Consider the following 17,696-nt stretch of genomic DNA (forward strand, 5'->3'; position numbering starts at 1 on the left):
CTCAGTTCCCGGACCCCGGTGAGGCGCCCGCCTGCCGGGGGCCGGCCGTGTCGTAGGCGCCCTGTGCGGGCGCGGCCGCCACGTCCACCTCGATCAGCTCGACGGACGGCTGCCGTACGGCTCCCGTCCGCACCAGCCGCCCGCTCGCGTGCAGCGCGACCCCGGTCATCGGCACGGCCACGACGAGCAGCGCCGCCCCCAGCACCAGACCCATCACGGGGAACCCGGCCTGTGCCGACAGCACGCTCCCGGTCAGCGGGCCGGCCGCCGTGCCCAGCGAGCCCGCCGACCCGACGAGCACCGCCCAGCGGCCGCGCGGGTCGAGGGACGCGGCGAGCCCGATCAGGTACGACAGGACGACCGGGTAGAGCACGTTCCAGACGATCTGGCCGGTCGCGAAGCCCACGGGCCCGGTCGCCGAGGCGTTGCCCGCCACGCACACCGCGATCAGCACGGTCCCCGCGCCGATCGGCACCGCCCGTCCCAGCCGTGCCCCGAGCGTCCCGGCGACCAGCACACCCATGAGCCCGGCGCCCAGCGCCACCGCGAACACCGCGCCGACGGCGGCCTCGCTGAGGTGCGCCTGCGTCAGCCCGATCCGTCCGCTCACTCCCCACAGGGAGTTCTGCACCAGGGACCAGCAGGGCATGGCGGCGGCCAGCACGAGCCCGGCGCGCAGGTTCGGCAGCGGCACGCGCTCGACGCGCCCGGCCGCCGCGGGGGCCGTGGCCGTACGGCCGGGCAGACGCTTCGTCAGCGGCCATACGGCGAGGGCGGTCAGCGCTATGGCGGCCAGTGGCCGGCCGTGGCCCGCACCGAGGTGCGGCACCGTCAGATAGACGGCCCCGGCGAGCGCGGACACCCCGAGCAGGCCCAGCGTGGAGGCGCGGTGCGGGTCGGGTTCGGCGGCGATCCGGGTCGCGGCGACCGCCGTGGCCGTACCGGAGCCGAAGCCACCGAGGACGGCGCCCGCGACCACGAGCGGCACGGCGTCGGCGAGGGCGGCCCCGCCGTACCCGAGCACCATCAGGACGAGCCCCGCCCGGGCGAGGGTCCGCGCGCCGATCCGCTCCACCCGGGAGGCCAGCAGGAAGCCGGCCGAGGACGAGCTCAGCAGCAGCGCGCTGCCGACGGCGCCTGCCTCGGTGGCGGTCAGGGGGAGCCCCGAGTCCAGCCGGCCGACGACGGTCGGCAGCAGATAGGGGGCGAGATACCCGGCCGTGAAGAGGGCGAGAAGCGGCCAGGGGAGGGTGCGGGGGGCAGACACGGGCGTTCCAGGGCATGCGAAAAGAAGCGGCTCAAAAAGGGGAGGCGCAGGCCGTCGACGGACAGGAACGCGCGGGCAATTTGTATCAAGCGGGTAGATCGCGAAAAAGCTCGGGGGTGGTGATCTGAGTCACATGTTGTTTACGGTGGGGAACCCCGGGTAAACGAGGCGCCTCTAACGCCAGTTCACGGCCCCGCCGGCCCCGCCGGCCCCCGGTGCCGTCGCCTCGATCTTCGCCCGGATCTCCCGCATCACCGCCACGATCCGCTCCTCGTGCTCCGCCGACAGCCGGGCCACCGGCACCGAGCAGCTGATCGCGTCCTGTGCGGGGTGGTCGTAGCGCAGGGCGAAGCCGAAGCCGACGATGCCGGTGACGCCCTCCTCCCGGTCCACCGAGTGGCCACGGGCCCGCACCTGCGCCAGATCCGCCCGCAGCGCCTCCCGGCTCGTGTGCGACCTCGGGGTCAGTGCCTCGTACGGCCCCTCGGGCAGCTCGTCGTCCGGGCGTTCGGCCAGCAGGGCCTTGCCGAGCGCGCCGACGTGCGCGGGCAGCCTGCGGCCCACGCGGCTGATCGTGCGCAGGTATTCGTGCGACTCCCGCGTCGCCAGATACGCCACGTCCCGCCCGTCGAGCCGCCCCAGGTGGATCGTCTCGCCCAGCGCCTCGGACGCCTCGTCGAGATACGGGCGGACCAGGCGGACGCGCGGGTCGGAGTCGAGATAGCCGGTGCCGGTCAGCAGGGCGTGGATGCCGATGCCGTAGAGCGAGCCGGTGACGTCCGTGCGCACCCAGCCGCGGCCGATCAGGGTCTGCAGCAGCGCGTACATCGAGCTGCGCGGCACGCCCAGCTCGTCCGCCAGCTCCTGCAGCCGCGCCGGGCGGTCCCCGCGGGCGGCGAGCAGTTCCAGCAGCTCGACCGTGCGCGCGGCCGACTTCACCTCGCGGACGCCGCCCGCGCCCGCCGCCTCCGACCCCGACGCCACCCCTGACTCCGACATGCGCCGATCGTAATCCGCGCCGCGCGGCCCATTGACGGGCGCGGTTCGCATATCTAACCTCCATCTTCATACGTGGATGACGTCTACATAGGGAGATGACGAGGGTGAGCCTCGACACGGACACGGCCCGGCGACTGCGGGAGGGCATGGCAGCGGGCGTGCTGTCGTTCCCGCTCACGAGCTTCCGCGCGGACGGCTTGCTCGACCCCGACGGCTTCCGCGCCCACCTCGCCGCCCAGCTCGCCACCGCCCCCGGCGCCGTCTTCCCGGCCTGCGGCACCGGCGAGTTCTTCTCCCTCGACGAGGACGAGTACCGCCAGGTCGTCTCGATCGCCGTGGCGGAGGCGGCCGGGAGCGTGCCCGTCGTCGCCGGTATCGGCTACGGCTGGGCGCAGGCCGTCCGCTTCGCCCGGATCGCCGAGGACGCCGGCGCCGACGCCCTCCTCGTCCTGCCGCACTACCTCGTCGCCGCCCCGCAGCACGGCCTCGTCGCCCAACTGGAGCAGATCGCCGCCCGCACCCGGCTCCCGCTCATCGCCTACCAGCGCGGCCAGGTCGCCTTCACGGCCACCTCGCTCAAGCGCATCGCCGCCCTCCCGACCGTGATCGGCCTCAAGGACGGCCACAGCGACCTCGACCGCCTCCAGCGCCTCACCCTCGCCGCGCCCGAGGGCTTCCTCTTCTTCAACGGCGCCTCCACCGCCGAGATCCAGGCCCGCGCCTACGCCGCCGTCGGCGTCCCCGCCTACTCCTCGGCCGTCCACGCCTTCGCCCCCGAGATCGCGAACGCCTTCTTCACCGCGCTGAAGGGCGGCGACGAGGGCACCGTCGACAAGCTCCTGCGCGACTTCTACGTCCCGCTCGTCGAACTGCGCGACCGGGTGCCGGGATACGCCGTGTCCCTGGTGAAGGCGGCGGCCCGGCTGCGCGGCCGGCCGGTCGGAGGCGTCCGCGCCCCGCTCACCGACCCCTCGGCCGCCGACCTCGCCGACCTCAAGACCCTCCTGACCACCGGACTCGACCTCGTGGGAGCCGCCCTGTGAACCTCGCCATCACCGACGTACGGCTGACGCCGATCCTGGTCGCCGACCCGCCCCTGCTCAACACGCAGGGCGTGCACCAGCCGTACACGCCCCGGCTGATCGTGGAGGTCGTGACGGCGGCCGGGGTCACCGGTGTCGGCGAGACGTACGGCGACACCAAGTACCTGGAGCTGGCCCGGCCGTTCGCCCAGAAGCTGATCGGACGGCAGGTCAGTGATCTGAACGGGCTGTTCACCGTCGCCGACGAGGTGGCCGTCGACGGCTCCCGGGTCTCCGGGCAGGTCGACGTGGGCGGGCTGCGCGGGGTGCAGACCGCCGACAAGCTGCGGCTGTCCGTCGTCTCCGCCTTCGAGGTCGCCTGCCTCGACGCCCTCGGCAAGGCGCTCGGCCTGCCCGTGCACGCCCTGCTCGGCGGCAAGGTGCGGGACGCGGTCGAGTACAGCGCCTACCTGTTCTACAAGTGGGCCGACCATCCCGAGGGCGTGACCTGCGAGAAGGACGACTGGGGCGCCGCCGTCGACCCGGCCGGGGTCGTCGAGCAGGCCCGCAGGTTCAAGGAGCGCTACGGGTTCACCTCCTTCAAGCTCAAGGGCGGGGTGTTCCCGCCCGACGAGGAGATCGCCGCCGTACGCGCGCTGGCGCGGGCCTTCCCCGGGCACCCGCTGAGGCTGGACCCCAACGGCGCCTGGAGCGTGGAGACCTCGCTGCGGGTGGCGCGGGAAATCGGGGACGTCCTCGAGTACCTGGAGGACCCCGCGCTCGGCACCCCGGCCATGGCCGAGGTCGCGGCGAAGACCGGCGTGCCGCTGGCCACCAACATGTGCGTCACGACCTTCGCCGAGATCAAGGAGGCGTTCACCCGGGACGCCGTCCAGGTCGTCCTCTCCGACCACCACTACTGGGGCGGGCTGCGCAACACCCAGCAACTCGCCGCGATCTGCCGCACGTTCGGCGTCGGGGTGTCCATGCACTCCAACACCCACCTGGGCATCTCGCTCGCCGCGATGACGCACGTCGCGTCGACCGTCCCCAACCTCCACCACGCCTGCGACTCCCACTACCCCTGGCAGTCGGAGGACGTCCTCACCGAGCGCCTGACCTTCGAGGACGGCCGGGTCGCCGTCTCCGACGCGCCCGGCCTCGGCGTCGCACTCGACCACGACAAGCTGGCGTTCCTGCACCGCCGCTGGCTCGACGACGACGGCACGCTCAAGGACCGCGACGACGCGGCCGCCATGCGCGTCGCCGACCCCGACTGGGTCACCCCGTCCGTCCCCCGCTGGTAACCAGCGTGTTCGTGTCGCCGTGGGCCGGCCTGGGGGCCCTCTGCCTGGCCGCGATGGGCTTCAAACCGGCCTCGCCCGTCTTCTGGACCATCCCGCAGAGCTACCTCGACGCCCGCGCCGCCGCCCCCGGGATCGCCCTGATCAACTCCATCGGCAACCTGGGCGGATTCGTGGCGCCCACCGCCTTCGGGATCATCGAGGACACCACGGGCTCGACCAAGGCAGGGCTGGTGGGCCTGACGGTCGTCGGCTTCCTGGCCGCGGTCAGTGTGCTGCTCGTCCGCGGCGGTGGCCGCAACGACCGCGTCCGCCTCCGCCCGGCCCCGGCCCCTGGCCCTGCCCCGTCCCCGGCCCCCACACCGGGCACGGCGCCCCGCATGGCCACGTAGCCGCGACCACCGCTCGGCCGCGGGCCGTGGTGGGCTGGTCGCGCAGTTCCCCGCGCCCCTGGGGTGGTGCGGTTGTCCGGGGCTGTCAAGGTCGGTCCCGGGTGGGGGAGGGCGGGTGCGGCGGTCGGCTGCGGGTTGTGGTGGGCTGGTCGCGCAGTTCCCCGCGCCCCTGGGGTGGTGCGGTTGTCCGGGGCTGTCAGGTTCGGCCGGTGCGGGTTGTGGTGGGCTGGGTGCGCAGTTCCCGGCGCCCCTGAGGGGGTGGGGGTGCCCGGCGCTGAACGGTTCGGCCCCTCAGGGGTGGTCCCGGCCATCGCGACGTGCGGCGGGGTGGTCGTTCCTTGGTGCAGACTGGCTGGATCCGCACCACGCCAGGGAGCACACCGTGACCGCGTCCAACGCGCTTGCCGGAGAGGGACCACACCACTGCGAGGCCCAGGTGGACCCGCTGTCCGCGCTGCGGACACCGGCCGATCCGCCCTGGGACGTCTATCTCACCGGCACGGTCTTCCTGGACATCATCTTCACCGGGCTCGACTCCGCCCCGGTGCGCGGGACCGAGTCCTGGGCGCGCGGGATGGGGTCGAGCCCCGGCGGTGTCGCCAACATGGCCACCGCCCTGGCCCGTCTGGGCCTGAGGACCTCCCTGGCCGCCGCCTTCGGCGACGACCACTACGGCGAGTACTGCTGGGACGCCCTCGAGCAGGGCGAGGGCATCGACCTCGCCCCCTCGCGGACGGTCCCCGGCTGGCACTCGCCCGTCACCGTCTCCATGGCCTACGAGGGCGAGCGGACGATGGTGTCCCACGGGCACGAGCCGCCCCCGGAGGAGCCCGCCCCGGACTCCCCGCCGCCGGCCCGCGCCGCCGTCGCCTCCCTCACCCCCGGCAAGCGCGCCCCCTGGATCGCCCAGGCCGCGAGCCGCGGCACCCGTGTCTTCGCCGACGTCGGCTGGGACGACACCGGCGCCTGGGACCTGGCCGGCCTCGCCGACCTGGAGCACTGCGTGGCCTTCCTGCCGAACGCCGAGGAGGCCATGCGCTACACCCGCGCCGACTGCCCGCGCGCCGCCGCCCACGCCCTCACCGAGCACGTACCCCTCGCGGTCGTGACGCTCGGCGCGGACGGCGCGTACGCGGTGGACCGGGACACCGGCGAGTCGGCCGAGGTCCCGGCGATCGCGGTCGAGGCCCTCGACCCGACCGGCGCGGGAGACGTGTTCGTGGCCGGCTTCGTCACCGGCACCCTCGCCGGCTGGCCGCTCGCCGACCGCCTCGCCTTCGCGGGCCTCACCGCGGCGCTGTCGGTCCAGGAGTTCGGCGGCTCCCTCTCCGCGCCCGGCTGGTCCGAGATCGCCGCCTGGTGGCGCAGGGTGCAGTCGGTCGAGGGCCAGGACCCCGAGGCACTGCGCCGGTACGCGTTCCTGGAGGGCCTGATCCCGAGGGAGGAGACCACGCCCTGGCCGCTGCGCCGCGCGGTCCCGACGATCGGTTTCCGCCGCTCCGCGTAGGGCGGGTCCCGGCCATCGGGCCCATGACAAAACCCCTACGGCGTTGTCACCGCCCTGGCGTACTCTTGAAATCGCCAGGCCGCCCTTGTGGCAGGCGAGACGCATCCGGGAGGACGTAGAGGCCTTCGTGGCCGGCCTATGACTCAGACACCCACAGCTCAGACGCCCGCGCAGGGCAAGGCGAGAGCACAGTTCACGGTTCCCGCCCAGCACCCCATGGTGACCGTGCTGGGGTCCGGAGACTCCCTTCTGCGCGTGATCGAGACGGCCTTCCCGGCGGCCGACATCCACGTCCGGGGCAATGAGATCAGCGCGACCGGCGACTCACGGGAAGTCGCCCTCATCCAGCGCCTGTTCGACGAGATGATGCTGGTGCTCCGCACCGGGCAGCCGATGACGGAGGACGCAGTGGAACGCTCGATCGCCATGCTGCGGGCGAGTGAGAACGGGACGAGTGACGGCCAGGAGACCCCGGCCGAGGTACTGACGCAGAACATCCTGTCCTCGCGCGGCCGCACCATCCGACCGAAGACCCTCAACCAGAAGCGGTACGTCGACGCGATCGACAAGCACACGATCGTCTTCGGCATCGGCCCCGCCGGTACCGGCAAGACCTACCTGGCCATGGCGAAGGCGGTCCAGGCCCTGCAGTCCAAGCAGGTCAACCGGATCATCCTGACCCGGCCGGCGGTGGAGGCGGGCGAGCGCCTCGGCTTCCTGCCCGGCACCCTCTACGAGAAGATCGACCCCTACCTGCGCCCGCTGTACGACGCGCTGCACGACATGCTCGACCCCGACTCCATCCCGAGGCTGATGGCCGCGGGCACGATAGAGGTCGCGCCCCTGGCGTACATGCGCGGCCGCACGCTCAACGACGCCTTCATCATCCTGGACGAGGCCCAGAACACGAGCCCCGAGCAGATGAAGATGTTCCTCACCCGCCTCGGCTTCGACTCGAAGATCGTGATCACGGGTGACGTGACCCAGGTCGACCTGCCCAACGGCACCAAGTCGGGTCTGCGTCAGGTCCAGGACATCCTCGAGGGCCTCGACGACGTCCACTTCTCCCGTCTGTCGTCCCAGGACGTCGTACGGCACAAGCTCGTCGGCCGTATCGTCGACGCGTACGAGAAGTACGACAGCAAGCACGGCACCGAGAACGGCGGCCACAAGGGCGGCCGGGGCAGGCAGACCGGGCACAAGGGGAAGTAGCAGAGCAGCACCATGTCGATCGACGTCAACAACGAGTCCGGAACCGAGGTCGACGAGCAGGCGATCCTCGACATCGCCCGCTACGCGCTCGCACGGATGCGCATCCACCCGCTCTCCGAGCTCTCGGTGATCGTCGTGGACGCCGACGCCATGGAGCAGTTGCACATCCAGTGGATGGACCTGCCGGGGCCGACGGACGTCATGTCCTTCCCGATGGACGAGCTGCGTCCGCCGTCGAAGGGCGACGACGAGCCCCCGCAGGGCCTCCTCGGCGACATCGTGCTCTGCCCCGAGGTCGCCGCCAAGCAGGGCGCCGAGGCGCCCACCCAGCACTCCATGGACGAGGAGCTCCAGCTCCTCACCGTCCACGGCGTGCTGCACCTGCTGGGCTACGACCACGAGGAGCCCGACGAGAAGGCCGAGATGTTCGGCCTCCAGGCGGCCATCGTGGACGGCTGGCGTGCGGAGAAGGGCCTGACCGGCCCGTCCCCGGCCCCGACCGTCTCATGAGCCCCACCCTCGTCTCCGGCGCGATCGCCCTGGTCGTCGTCGCGTGGCTCGCCGCCTGCGCGGAGGCGGGCCTCGCGCGCGTCTCCAGCTTCCGCGCCGAGGAGGCCGTACGGTCCGGACGGCGCGGCAGCGCCAAGCTCGCGCAGATCGCCGCCGACCCCACCCGCTATCTGAACGTGGCCCTGCTGGTCCGCGTCGCCTGCGAGATGGCGGCCGCCGCGCTGGTCACCTACGCCTGCCTGCAGGAGATCGACGGCACGACCTCGGCCCTGCTCGCCGCGATCGGCGTGATGGTCCTCGTGTCGTACGTCGCCGTCGGGGTCTCCCCGCGCACCATCGGCCGCCAGCACCCGCTGAACACGGCGACCGCGGCGGCGTACGTGCTGCTCCCGCTCGCCCGGATCATGGGCCCGATCCCGTCGCTGCTGATCCTCATCGGCAACGCGCTGACCCCCGGCAAGGGCTTCCGCCGCGGCCCCTTCGCCTCCGAGGCGGAGCTGCGGGCGCTGGTCGACCTCGCCGAGAAGGAGTCGCTGATCGAGGACGAGGAGCGCCGCATGGTGCACTCCGTCTTCGAGCTGGGCGACACCCTCGTACGGGAGGTCATGGTCCCCAGGACCGACCTGATCGTCATCGAGCGGTACAAGACGATCCGCCAGGCCCTGACCCTCGCCCTGCGCTCCGGCTTCTCACGCATCCCCGTGACCGGCGAGAGCGAGGACGACATCGTCGGGATCGTGTACCTGAAGGATCTGGTCCGCAAGACGCACATCAGCCGTGACGCCGAGTCCGACCTGGTGTCCACGGCCATGCGGCCCGCGGCCTTCGTCCCCGACACCAAGAACGCCGGCGACCTGCTGCGGGAGATGCAGCAGGAGCGCAACCACGTCGCCGTCGTCATCGACGAGTACGGCGGCACGGCCGGGATCGTCACCATCGAGGACATCCTCGAGGAGATCGTCGGCGAGATCACCGACGAGTACGACCGCGAACTCCCGCCGGTGGAGGAGCTCGGCGACGACCGCTACCGGGTCACCGCCCGCCTCGACATCACCGACCTGGGCGAGCTGTACGGCCTGGAGGAGTACGACGACGAGGACGTGGAGACCGTCGGCGGCCTGCTGGCCAAGGCCCTGGGCCGGGTCCCCATCGCCGGCGCGGCCGGCGTGGTCGACCTGCCGGACGGCCGTGCGCTGCGCCTGACCGCCGAGGCGGCGGCCGGACGCCGGAACAAGATCGTGACGGTGCTGGTGGAGCCGGTGGCAGCGGCGGATCCGCCCGACGACGAGGACAAGTCCGAGTGACCCCCCAGCAGTTGCGCGCCTTCTGTCTCTCCTTCAACGCGGCCGTGGAGGACTTCCCCTTCCGCCCGGAGATCTCGGTCTTCAAGGTCGGCGGCAGGATGTTCGCGCTGAGCTGGACGGACGAGCGGCCCCTGAAGGTCAACCTCAAGTGCGACCCCGAGGACGCGGTCCGGCTGCGCACCGACCACCCGGGCCTGATCGCTCCCGGCTACCACATGAACAAGCGGCACTGGAACACCGTCACCGTCGACGGCGACCTCCCGGACCGCCTGGTCCGGGAGCTGATCGAGGACTCGTACGACCTGGTCGTGGCCGGCCTGCCCCGCGCCGAGCGCCTCCGCCTCGACCGGCCCTGACGCATCACCTTTCCGCCGGGGGGAGTTGACCGCGGCGGCTCCGCAGGCCCAGGCCCACCAGCGCCGCCGTCGCCAGCACGAACCCCGCGTCCAGGGCCAGGACCGTGTGGACGCCGGAGAGCAGGTCGTCCGCGGTGGTGGCCAGGACGCCGAGGAGCGGGATGCCCACGGTGAGGCCGACCTGCTGGGTCGAGGTGACCAGCCCGGTGGCCAGGCCCTGCTCCGCGTCCGGGACGCCCGAGGTGACCGTCAGGCCGTAGGAGATGATCGCGCCGAGGTGGCACATGCTGGCCAGGGAGACGGCGGCCGTGGCGAGCCAGACCGACCAGGTGTGGGTGTTCAGGCCCAGCAGGGCGGCGACCAGGGCGCCCTGGCCGGCGAGGGAGGCCACGAGCGTGCGGCGGGCGCCGAAGCGGCCGACGAACCTCGGGGTGAACGCGCCCGCCACCACCGACAGCACGCCCTGCACGCCGAACACCAGGCCCGTCTCGAAGGCCGACAGCCGCAGGGTCTCCTGCAGGTACAGCGTCAGCACGAAGACGACCGTCGACATCATCGAGAAGGTGACCAGACCGCCGAGGTTGCCCCAGGCCACCGTGCGGCGGCGCAGCATCGGCAGGGAGACCAGGGGCGCGGGGCTACGGGACTCCACCGCGACGAACGCGGCGAGGAGCAGCACGCCCGCGACCAGCGTCACGATCACGTCCGTACGGCCGAAGCCGTGGTCGGCGGCCGTCGACAGGGCGTAGATCAGGGACAGCAGACCGGCGGTGACCGTCACCGCGCCGGGCACGTCCAGGCGCGGGCGCTCGGGGGTGCGGGACTCCGGCAGCAGCCCGGGCGCCAGCGGCAGCACGAGCAGGGCGAACCCGGTGAGCAGGCCCATCGTGGAACGCCAGCCGAGCGTGTCGGTGAGGGCGCCGCCGGCCACCATGCCGACCGTGAAGCCCAGCGACAGCAGGGTGCCGGAGATGCCCAGGGCCCGGTCGCGGGCCGGGCCCTCCGGGAACGTCGTCGTCAGCAGGGACATGCCCGTCGGCACGATCGCCGCCGCGCCCAGCCCCTGCAGGGCCCGCCCGGTGAGGAAGGACGCCGGGTCCCAGGCGAAGGTGGCCAGCAGCGAGGCCGCGCCGAACAGGGCCAGACCGGCCAGGAACAGCCTGCGGCGGCCGTAGAGGTCGCCGACCCGGCCGAACAGGAGCAGGAAGCCGCCCGAGGGGAGCGCGAAGGCGGTGACCGCCCACTGCAGGGCCGTGGTGCTCATGCCCAGGTCGGCGCCCAGCACCGGCAGCGCCACGTTCAGGACGGAGAAGTCGAGCGCGACCATGAACTGGGCCGCGCACAGCACGAAGAGGACGAGCCGGTCCCGCGGGGAGAGCCGCGGGGGATCCAGCGGATCTCGGACGGAGGGAGTTGTCGTGGTGGTGTCGATCGCCATGGCATGAGCTTCCGGCGGCCGGAATACCCGTGGGGAGTCGGTGTTTATGGTGGTGGTGGCACCACCAGATACGGACGGCCGGGGGGAGCGGTACGTGCCCGAGGACGCGCTGAAGACCCATCGGCGCAGTGAACTGCGCGAGTTTCTGAGGAACCGGCGGGCCCGGGTCTCACCGGCCGAGGCGGGCCTGCCCGACGGCGGCGCCCGGCGCCGTACGCCCGGCCTGCGGCGCGAGGAGGTCGCGGTGCTCGCGGGGGTGGGCGCCTCCTGGTACCAGTGGCTGGAGCAGGGGCGGGACATCTCCGTGTCGCCGCAGGTGCTCGACGCGGTGGGCCAGGTCCTGCGGCTGAGCGGCACCGAGCGCCGTCACCTCTACCTCCTCGCCGGGCTCAACCCGCCCGTGCCCGAGGTGGCGCCCGAGAAGCGGCGGACGATGTGCGAGGGGCTGCAGCGGCTGATCGACGCCTGGATGCCGTACCCGGCGCACATCATGGACGTGTACTACAACTACGTCCTGCACAACGACGCGGCCGCGCTGGTCCTCGGGCTGCGTGCGGACCGTACGCGCAACTGCCTGGTCGACTTCTTCACCGACCCGATGTACCGCTCCCGCTCCCGCAACTGGGAGCAGAACGCCCGCACGGTCGTCGCGCAGTTCCGGGCCCTGTGCACGGCCTCACCCGACGACGAGGGATTCCAGGCGGTGCTGGCCGAGGTGACCGCGGCGAGCCCGGAATTCGCCGGGCTGTGGAAGGAACGGGACATCGAGGATCCCGGACAGATCCGCAAGGAACTCAACCACCCGGTGGTCGGGCTGCTGTGCCTGGAGGCGAGCGTGATGAAGATGCCGGTGCGGCCCGACCTGTCCATCGTGCTGCACACACCGCTGGACGAGGCGAACACCGCGGCGAAGCTGGAGTGGCTGGCCTCACCGGAGGGACGCCGGGGCGCGATGTACCCCGTGGCGGGGTGAGCGGCCGGGTTCTTCGTATGCTCGGGGCATGACCGAGAGCAACGCGCTTGACCCCGAGGACCGCAAGATCGTCACCCTGGCCCGTTCCGCGCGGGCCCGGGGCGGTGTGCCGGAGGGGGCCGCCGTACGGGACGAGACGGGACGTACGTATGTCGCCGGGACGGTCGACCTGCCGTCGCTGAGGCTGAGCGCGCTGCGGACGGCGGTGGCGATGGCGGTGGCGTCGGGCGCGAAGTCGCTGGAGGCGGCGGCGGTGGTCTCCGAGGCGGAGGGTGTCGCCGAGGACGATCTCGCCGCCGTACGGGATCTCGGCGGGCCGGGGACACCCGTGCTGGTGGCCGCGCCGGACGGCACGGTCCGGGCCACGGTGACCGCGGACTGACAGCGCTTTCAACTCGGCCGGAAATCAGCCTTGCCGTACCCCGCCCCTCCCGCATCAATGGAGCCGTAAGTTCCGACGGACCGTCAGATTCACCCCCCACCGGGCCCGGTGACCGCACCCACCGTCCCGCTTCGGCCGTCCGTCTCCCCACATCCGGGAAGGAGCCGGAATCCCATGAGCAAGCGAATCGGATCAGGTGCGGCACTGCTGGCCGGGGCCCTCGCGGTCACCGGGCTGGTGTTCGCGCCCTCGGCCGCCGCCGTGACCCCGACGACGGCGACCATCACCGCGAGCTGCGGCATCTTCGGCGGTGGCGCGGCCACGCTCACCGCCACGCAGTCCGGTACCTCGGCCACCATCACCCTCACCTCCTCGATCACCACCCCCCTCGCGCTCGGCGCCAACAGCATCAATTCCACGCTCACGATGGCGAACTCGACCGGTTCCGCACGCGTCTTCAGCGGGTCCGTCAACCCGGCCATGGCGGCCGGCGCCACGATCACGGTCGGCCCGCTGCCCGGCACCGTGGCCTCGGGCGACAAGCTCGACTTCAACGGCGGGTCGCTGAAGATGGTGATCTTCGGCGTCACCGTCACCTGTACCACCAGCACGGCGCAGGCGCCGGGACCGTTCGTGTTCGACTGATAGCGGACGGAAACAGCGCCAACGGACCGTCAGTTTCTCACCGGGACCAGGAAGCTGACGGTCCATCAGTTCACCACGCTGCGTCCATTGACTTCTCACGCGATCCGCACGTCAATGCCCCCTGTCGGCGCAGAAGAGCCGCTGCGCCCGCACCCCGGAGGAGGGGGCACACATGGGTTCACCCCGAAGTTCCCGGAATTCCCGAAGACGGCGCTGGGCTTCGCTGCTCGGGGCGACCGCGCTCGCGGTCACCGCGGGCGGGGCGCTCGCCGGCCCGGCCGGCGCCGCGACCAACGTGGACTTCCCGACGCACTGCATCCCGCCGGCGATCGCGGGCCTCCCGCCGATCGACGGCACCACCACGGCGAAGATCACGGTGGACAACGCCAGCCCCAAGGTCGGCGACACCGTCACCGTGACCTACACGGTCGTCACGCCCGCCGCCAGCAACCCCACCGACCTGGCCCTGCCGGCCGACATCATGACGCCGACGGGTCTGGTCGCCCTCGGCGGCGCGCAGACCGGCAACGTCACCGTCGCGGGGCCGAAGAAGAACGACCCGGTGCCCGGCAGGGGTGCCTTCCCGTCGTTCTCCATGACCGGCACCTTCACGGTCACCTCGCCCGGAGCGATCACCCTCTCGCCCGGTGACTACAACATCCACACCAGCTACATCCTCGAGCTGGACACCCCCTGCACGGTGACCAACCCGCCCGCCCCGGTGTCGGAGACGATCACCGCGGCGGACAACCCGCCGGCCAACACCCGTTCCATCAGCCTGGGTTCGGCCTCCGGCAGCCCGGGTGACCCCGTCACGTTCACCGGCAGCGACTTCACGCCGGGCGCGACGGTCACCGTCGCCGGGCGGTCCGGTTCCGCCGAGACCGCGGACAAGACCACCGTCACCGCGAACTCCACGGGCGGCATCTCCGGCTCGCTCGTCGTCAACGACCTCACCACGACCGGTCTGGTCGCGTACGAGGGCGGCAGCTGGAGCTCGGACCTCGGGGCCGGACCCGTGGCGTACATCGTCATCGACGACACGCCCGTACCCGAGGGCAGTCAGAAGCTGACGACGACCGTCAAGGCGGGCACCCTGTCGATGTCCCAGGCCGGGGACGCCGTGGCGATGTCCGCGGTCGACTTCGGCTCGGGCGACGACTCGACCGGGGCCCTCAACGCGGTGACGGTCAAGGACTACCGCGGCGGACCCGCGGGCTGGTCCCTGACCGGCAAGGTCACCGACTTCAGCGGCCCCGGCGCCAAGATCGACGCCGGCAAGCTGAGCTGGACGCCCGCGTGCACCACCAAGGCGGGCAGCCCGAGCACCTGTCAGGCCGGGTCGGCCGGAGTCGTGGGCAGCGCGGGGGCGACCCTGGCGTCCGCACCGGACGGCACGCTCACCGGCGGTGAGTTCACCGCGAACGCCGGACTCTCCCTCGACGTACCGGCGTTCACGCCCCCGGGCACGTACGCCGGCGTCCTGACGCTCACGCTCACCTGACCCACCCGTCCGTTCTCCCGGTGGCCGGGCGCCCGCCCCACAGGTCCGCACCCGCCCGACCACCCCCTCCTCAACCCGCCCTTCCGTCCGTCCGTGGGGGGTCCGCACCCATGCGCAAGCCGTACGTCCTCCTCCTGCCGTTCCTCCTGTGCCTGCTGTTCGCCGCGCCCGCCCGGGCCGCCGACAACGGGAGCTGGTCCGTCTACCCCGTCTCCTCGGCCGTCGCCGCACGGCCGTACTTCTATGTCTCGGCCGATCCCGGACAGACGATCGCGGACAAGGTCGTCGTCGCCAACAAGACGGACGAGCCCCTCACCTTCCGGCTGTACGCCGCCGACGCCTACAACACCGCGCGCGACGGCGGCTTCGCCGTGAAGTCGCTCGGGGAGAAGATGCGGGGCGTGGGGGCGTGGGCCGAGCTGCCGAAAGAACGGGTCACCGTGCCCGGCCGGGGGACCGTCACCGTGCCGTTCACCATCAAGGTGCCCCGGGGCGCCGAGCCCGGCGACCATCCCGGCGCGATCGTCGCCCTCGACGAGCGGATCGACCAGGGCGACGGCTCGGTCGCCCTCGGCGTCCAGCGGGCGGTCGGCGCCCGCGTCTACCTCAGCGTCGGCGGCCCCACCCTGCCCGCGCTCGCCGTCGAGGACGTCGACATCAGCCACCACCAGCCTCTCGTCCCCGGCCTCGGCGACAGCACGGCGACGATCACCTACACCCTCCACAACACCGGGAACGTCACCCTGCAACCCAATGTGCGGCTCCGGGCGGAGGGTCTGTTCGGCCGCACACTCCTGACCCGCGACCTGAAGAAGATCCCCTCCCAGCTACTGCCGGGACAACGGGTCCGCCTCACCGAAACCTGGCGGAGTGCACCCCAGCTGGACTGGGCAGACGTGAAGCTGACGGCGACGGCCAAGGACACGAAGGAGTCGACGACCGTCTCGTTCGTGGCGGTGCCGTGGCTGGTGGTGGGGGTGGTCGTGGTGGGTATCGGCATCGGCGTGTGGCTCTTGATCAGGCGTCGGCGGACACGTCCTGAAGGGGCGCGGGGAACTGCGCGACCAGCCCCCACACACCCGCAGCCAAAAGTCGACCAACCCGCCGGAGGCTAAAGCGCGTCAGGCCCCCGCTCACCCGTCCGCACCCGGACCACCGTCTCCACCGGCACCGCCCACACCTTCCCATCCCCGATCTTCCCGGTCCGCGCGGCCAGCGCAATCGCATCGATCACCGCATCCGACTCCGCGTCCTCGACGACGACCTCGATCCGCACCTTCGGCACGAGATCGACCTGGTACTCGGCCCCCCGGTAGACCTCGGTGTGGCCGCGCTGGCGGCCGTACCCGCTGGCCTCGGTCACGGTCAGGCCGTGGACGCCGAGCTCCTGCAGGGCCGTCTTGACCTCGTCGAGGCGGTAGGGCTTGACGATCGCGGTGATGAGCTTCATGCCTGCGGCTTGACCTTCTGGGCGGAGGGGACGGAGTGGGTGACCGGGGCACCGTGGCCCAGGACGCCGTGATCGTATGCGGTCTCGGCGTGGACCGTAAGGTCCAGGCCGGTGTGCTCCTGGTCCTCGTCCGCCCGGAAGCCGATCGTGCGGTCGAGCAGCTTGCCGATGCCGTAGGTGACTCCGAAGGCGTAGGCGGCCACGACGACCACGGCCACCAGCTGCTTGCCGAGCTGGGTGAGCCCGCCGCCGTAGAGGAGACCCTCCGTGCCGCCGGTCATGGTGTCGACCGCGAAGACGCCGATGAGGAGGGTGCCGATGACGCCGCCGACCAGGTGGACGCCGACGACGTCGAGCGAGTCGTCGTAGTTCAGCTTGAACTTCCAGCTCACGGCGTACGAGCAGACGACACCGGCGGCGAGGCCGACGACGAGGGCGCCGAGCAGCGAGACCGAGCCGCAGGAGGGGGTGATCGCGACCAGACCGGCGACGGCGCCGGAGGCGGCGCCCAGCGTGGTCGGGTGGCCGTCGCGCTTCTGCTCGACGAAGAGCCAGCCGAGGAGGCCGGTGCAGCCGGCGGCCAGGGTGTTGAGGAAGGCCGCGGCGGCGAGGCCGTTGGCGCCGAGGGCCGAGCCCGCGTTGAAGCCGAACCAGCCGAACCAGAGCAGGCCCGCGCCCAGCACCACCATGGGCAGGTTGTGCGGACGCATCGCGTCCTTCTTGAAGCCGAGGCGGGGTCCGAGGACCAGGCAGAGGGCCAGTCCGGACGCGCCGGAGGTGATTTCGACGGGGAGACCGCCCGCGAAATCGAGGGCGCCGAGCCTGTCGAGAATCCAGCCGCCCGGCCCCCAGACCCAGTGGGTGACGGGAACGTATACGAGCAGCGCCCAGACGGGGACGAAGACCAGCCACGCCGCGAACTTCGCGCGGTCCGCGATCGCGCCGCTGATCAGGGCCGCCGTGATGATCGCGAAGGTGAGCTGGAAGGTGGCGAAGAGGAGGGTGGGGACGGTGCCCTGGACGCTGTCCGGGCCGAGGCCGCTCATACCGGCGTGCTCGAGCCCGCCGATCAGACCGCCGAAGGAGTCGTCGCCGAAGGCCAGCGAGTAGCCGGCCGCCAGCCACACCACCGTGACCAGCGCGATCGACACGAAGCTCATCATGAGCATGTTGAGGACGCTCTTCGTGCGGACCATGCCGCCGTAGAACAGGGCCAGACCCGGGGTCATCAGCAGGACGAGCGCGGTGGCGGCGAGCAACCAGGCGGTGTCGCCGGTGTCGACGTGTGCGGCGGCGAGGGACGTCACAGGGTCTCCAACGGTGCGGGGGCTCGTCAGAGGGTCACCGGTGTGCGTTTCCGGTTGCGTACGGGTGTGTTTCCGTGACGTTTCGTTGCGTGGAGGTTTCCGGGAGCTCACGGCGGACCGGGCT

17 protein-coding genes and 1 pseudogene are annotated in these 17,696 nt (G+C 72.1%); 13 read left to right on the forward strand and 5 right to left on the reverse strand.

Going from position 1 to position 17,696, the window contains the following annotated elements; all coding sequences use genetic code 11:
- Position 1 precedes the first annotated feature (1 nt).
- Positions 2–1,267, reverse strand: a complete 1,266-nt coding sequence (locus tag ACIRF9_RS02750; RefSeq protein ID WP_403815188.1) for an MFS transporter — start codon at positions 1,265–1,267, stop codon at positions 2–4.
- A gap of 174 nt (positions 1,268–1,441) precedes the next feature.
- A complete protein-coding gene (locus ACIRF9_RS02755) occupies positions 1,442–2,266 on the reverse strand; it encodes an IclR family transcriptional regulator (RefSeq protein WP_403815191.1) in 825 nt (274 codons plus the stop codon).
- Between the two features lie 104 nt (positions 2,267–2,370).
- On the opposite strand from ACIRF9_RS02755, the gene ACIRF9_RS02760 reads away from it, so the two are divergent.
- From ACIRF9_RS02760 to ACIRF9_RS02795, 8 genes and pseudogenes are all read left to right on the forward strand, one after another.
- Positions 2,371–3,309 (forward strand): 5-dehydro-4-deoxyglucarate dehydratase, encoded by a 939-nt coding sequence (locus ACIRF9_RS02760; protein WP_403815194.1) that lies wholly within the window; start codon positions 2,371–2,373, stop codon positions 3,307–3,309.
- Positions 3,306–4,595 (forward strand): glucarate dehydratase family protein, encoded by a 1,290-nt coding sequence (locus tag ACIRF9_RS02765; RefSeq protein ID WP_403815198.1) that lies wholly within the window; start codon positions 3,306–3,308, stop codon positions 4,593–4,595. Before ACIRF9_RS02760 ends, ACIRF9_RS02765 begins: the two co-directional genes overlap by 4 nt.
- Positions 4,596–4,597: 2 nt before the next feature.
- Positions 4,598–4,984: pseudogene (locus ACIRF9_RS02770) on the forward strand (MFS transporter); the annotation flags it as partial.
- A gap of 382 nt (positions 4,985–5,366) precedes the next feature.
- Entirely contained in the window at positions 5,367–6,491 is a 1,125-nt protein-coding gene (locus tag ACIRF9_RS02775) for a carbohydrate kinase family protein (protein WP_403815201.1), read from the forward strand.
- A 138-nt stretch (positions 6,492–6,629) separates the two neighbouring features.
- Positions 6,630–7,703 carry a PhoH family protein gene (locus tag ACIRF9_RS02780; protein ID WP_403815204.1) on the forward strand — a complete coding sequence of 358 codons (1,074 nt, stop codon included), beginning with the start codon at positions 6,630–6,632 and terminating at the stop codon, positions 7,701–7,703.
- Between the two features lie 12 nt (positions 7,704–7,715).
- On the forward strand, positions 7,716–8,213 hold the full coding sequence (gene ybeY / locus ACIRF9_RS02785; protein ID WP_403815207.1) for an rRNA maturation RNase YbeY: 498 nt from the start codon (positions 7,716–7,718) through the stop codon (positions 8,211–8,213).
- Positions 8,210–9,517, forward strand: coding sequence for a hemolysin family protein (locus ACIRF9_RS02790; RefSeq protein WP_403815210.1), 1,308 nt, complete (start codon positions 8,210–8,212; stop codon positions 9,515–9,517). Before ybeY ends, ACIRF9_RS02790 begins: the two co-directional genes overlap by 4 nt.
- A complete protein-coding gene (locus tag ACIRF9_RS02795; protein ID WP_403815213.1) occupies positions 9,514–9,873 on the forward strand; it encodes an MmcQ/YjbR family DNA-binding protein in 360 nt (119 codons plus the stop codon). The genes ACIRF9_RS02790 and ACIRF9_RS02795 overlap by 4 nt, the downstream gene beginning before the upstream one ends.
- 4 nt (positions 9,874–9,877) lie before the next feature.
- Here ACIRF9_RS02795 and ACIRF9_RS02800 read toward each other — a convergent pair whose 3' ends face one another.
- The gene (locus tag ACIRF9_RS02800) at positions 9,878–11,311 is read right to left on the reverse strand and encodes an MFS transporter (RefSeq protein WP_403815216.1); all 1,434 of its coding nucleotides are present in this window, start codon (positions 11,309–11,311) and stop codon (positions 9,878–9,880) included.
- Positions 11,312–11,357: 46 nt separating this feature from the next.
- On the opposite strand from ACIRF9_RS02800, the gene ACIRF9_RS02805 reads away from it, so the two are divergent.
- The 5 genes from ACIRF9_RS02805 to ACIRF9_RS02825 all read left to right on the forward strand — a co-directional run bounded on the left by ACIRF9_RS02805 (position 11,358) and on the right by ACIRF9_RS02825 (position 15,930).
- A complete protein-coding gene (locus tag ACIRF9_RS02805) occupies positions 11,358–12,284 on the forward strand; it encodes a helix-turn-helix transcriptional regulator (protein WP_403815219.1) in 927 nt (308 codons plus the stop codon).
- A 28-nt stretch (positions 12,285–12,312) separates the two neighbouring features.
- Positions 12,313–12,666, forward strand: coding sequence for a cytidine deaminase (locus ACIRF9_RS02810; protein WP_403815222.1), 354 nt, complete (start codon positions 12,313–12,315; stop codon positions 12,664–12,666).
- 174 nt (positions 12,667–12,840) lie between these two features.
- On the forward strand, positions 12,841–13,311 hold the full coding sequence (locus tag ACIRF9_RS02815) for a hypothetical protein (RefSeq protein ID WP_403815225.1): 471 nt from the start codon (positions 12,841–12,843) through the stop codon (positions 13,309–13,311).
- Between the two features lie 172 nt (positions 13,312–13,483).
- Positions 13,484–14,815 (forward strand): beta-xylosidase, encoded by a 1,332-nt coding sequence (locus tag ACIRF9_RS02820; protein WP_403815227.1) that lies wholly within the window; start codon positions 13,484–13,486, stop codon positions 14,813–14,815.
- A gap of 110 nt (positions 14,816–14,925) precedes the next feature.
- Complete coding sequence (locus ACIRF9_RS02825) at positions 14,926–15,930, forward strand: WxL protein peptidoglycan domain-containing protein (protein ID WP_403815230.1); 1,005 nt, start codon at positions 14,926–14,928, stop codon at positions 15,928–15,930.
- On the opposite strand, the gene ACIRF9_RS02830 is transcribed toward ACIRF9_RS02825, so the two are convergent.
- Both ACIRF9_RS02830 and ACIRF9_RS02835 read right to left on the reverse strand, forming a co-directional pair.
- Entirely contained in the window at positions 15,927–16,265 is a 339-nt protein-coding gene (locus tag ACIRF9_RS02830; protein WP_403815233.1) for a P-II family nitrogen regulator, read from the reverse strand. The two genes, ACIRF9_RS02825 and ACIRF9_RS02830, sit on opposite strands and share 4 nt — an antisense overlap.
- Positions 16,262–17,572, reverse strand: coding sequence for an ammonium transporter (locus ACIRF9_RS02835; protein ID WP_403815236.1), 1,311 nt, complete (start codon positions 17,570–17,572; stop codon positions 16,262–16,264). Before ACIRF9_RS02835 ends, ACIRF9_RS02830 begins: the two co-directional genes overlap by 4 nt.
- Between the last annotated feature and the right edge of the window lie 124 nt (positions 17,573–17,696).

Source organism: Streptomyces sp. NPDC096132 (genome assembly GCF_044763345.1).
Classification (GTDB): Bacteria; Actinomycetota; Actinomycetes; order Streptomycetales; family Streptomycetaceae; genus Streptomyces.

What these genes read in the sequence shown, in the direction of transcription:
- ACIRF9_RS02800 (WP_403815216.1), bottom strand. Translation starts at nt 11,311, where the DNA reads ATGGCGATCGACACCACCACGACAACTCCCTCCGTCCGAGATCCGCTG.
- ACIRF9_RS02805 (WP_403815219.1), top strand. Translation starts at nt 11,358, where the DNA reads ATGGTGGTGGTGGCACCACCAGATACGGACGGCCGGGGGGAGCGGTAC.
- ACIRF9_RS02825 (WP_403815230.1), top strand. Translation starts at nt 14,926, where the DNA reads ATGCGCAAGCCGTACGTCCTCCTCCTGCCGTTCCTCCTGTGCCTGCTG.
- ACIRF9_RS02830 (WP_403815233.1), bottom strand. Translation starts at nt 16,265, where the DNA reads ATGAAGCTCATCACCGCGATCGTCAAGCCCTACCGCCTCGACGAGGTC.
- ACIRF9_RS02810 (WP_403815222.1), top strand. Translation starts at nt 12,313, where the DNA reads ATGACCGAGAGCAACGCGCTTGACCCCGAGGACCGCAAGATCGTCACC.
- ACIRF9_RS02820 (WP_403815227.1), top strand. Translation starts at nt 13,484, where the DNA reads ATGGGTTCACCCCGAAGTTCCCGGAATTCCCGAAGACGGCGCTGGGCT.
- ACIRF9_RS02815 (WP_403815225.1), top strand. Translation starts at nt 12,841, where the DNA reads ATGAGCAAGCGAATCGGATCAGGTGCGGCACTGCTGGCCGGGGCCCTC.
- ACIRF9_RS02780 (WP_403815204.1), top strand. Translation starts at nt 6,630, where the DNA reads ATGACTCAGACACCCACAGCTCAGACGCCCGCGCAGGGCAAGGCGAGA.
- ACIRF9_RS02755 (WP_403815191.1), bottom strand. Translation starts at nt 2,266, where the DNA reads ATGTCGGAGTCAGGGGTGGCGTCGGGGTCGGAGGCGGCGGGCGCGGGC.
- ybeY (WP_403815207.1), top strand. Translation starts at nt 7,716, where the DNA reads ATGTCGATCGACGTCAACAACGAGTCCGGAACCGAGGTCGACGAGCAG.
- ACIRF9_RS02790 (WP_403815210.1), top strand. Translation starts at nt 8,210, where the DNA reads ATGAGCCCCACCCTCGTCTCCGGCGCGATCGCCCTGGTCGTCGTCGCG.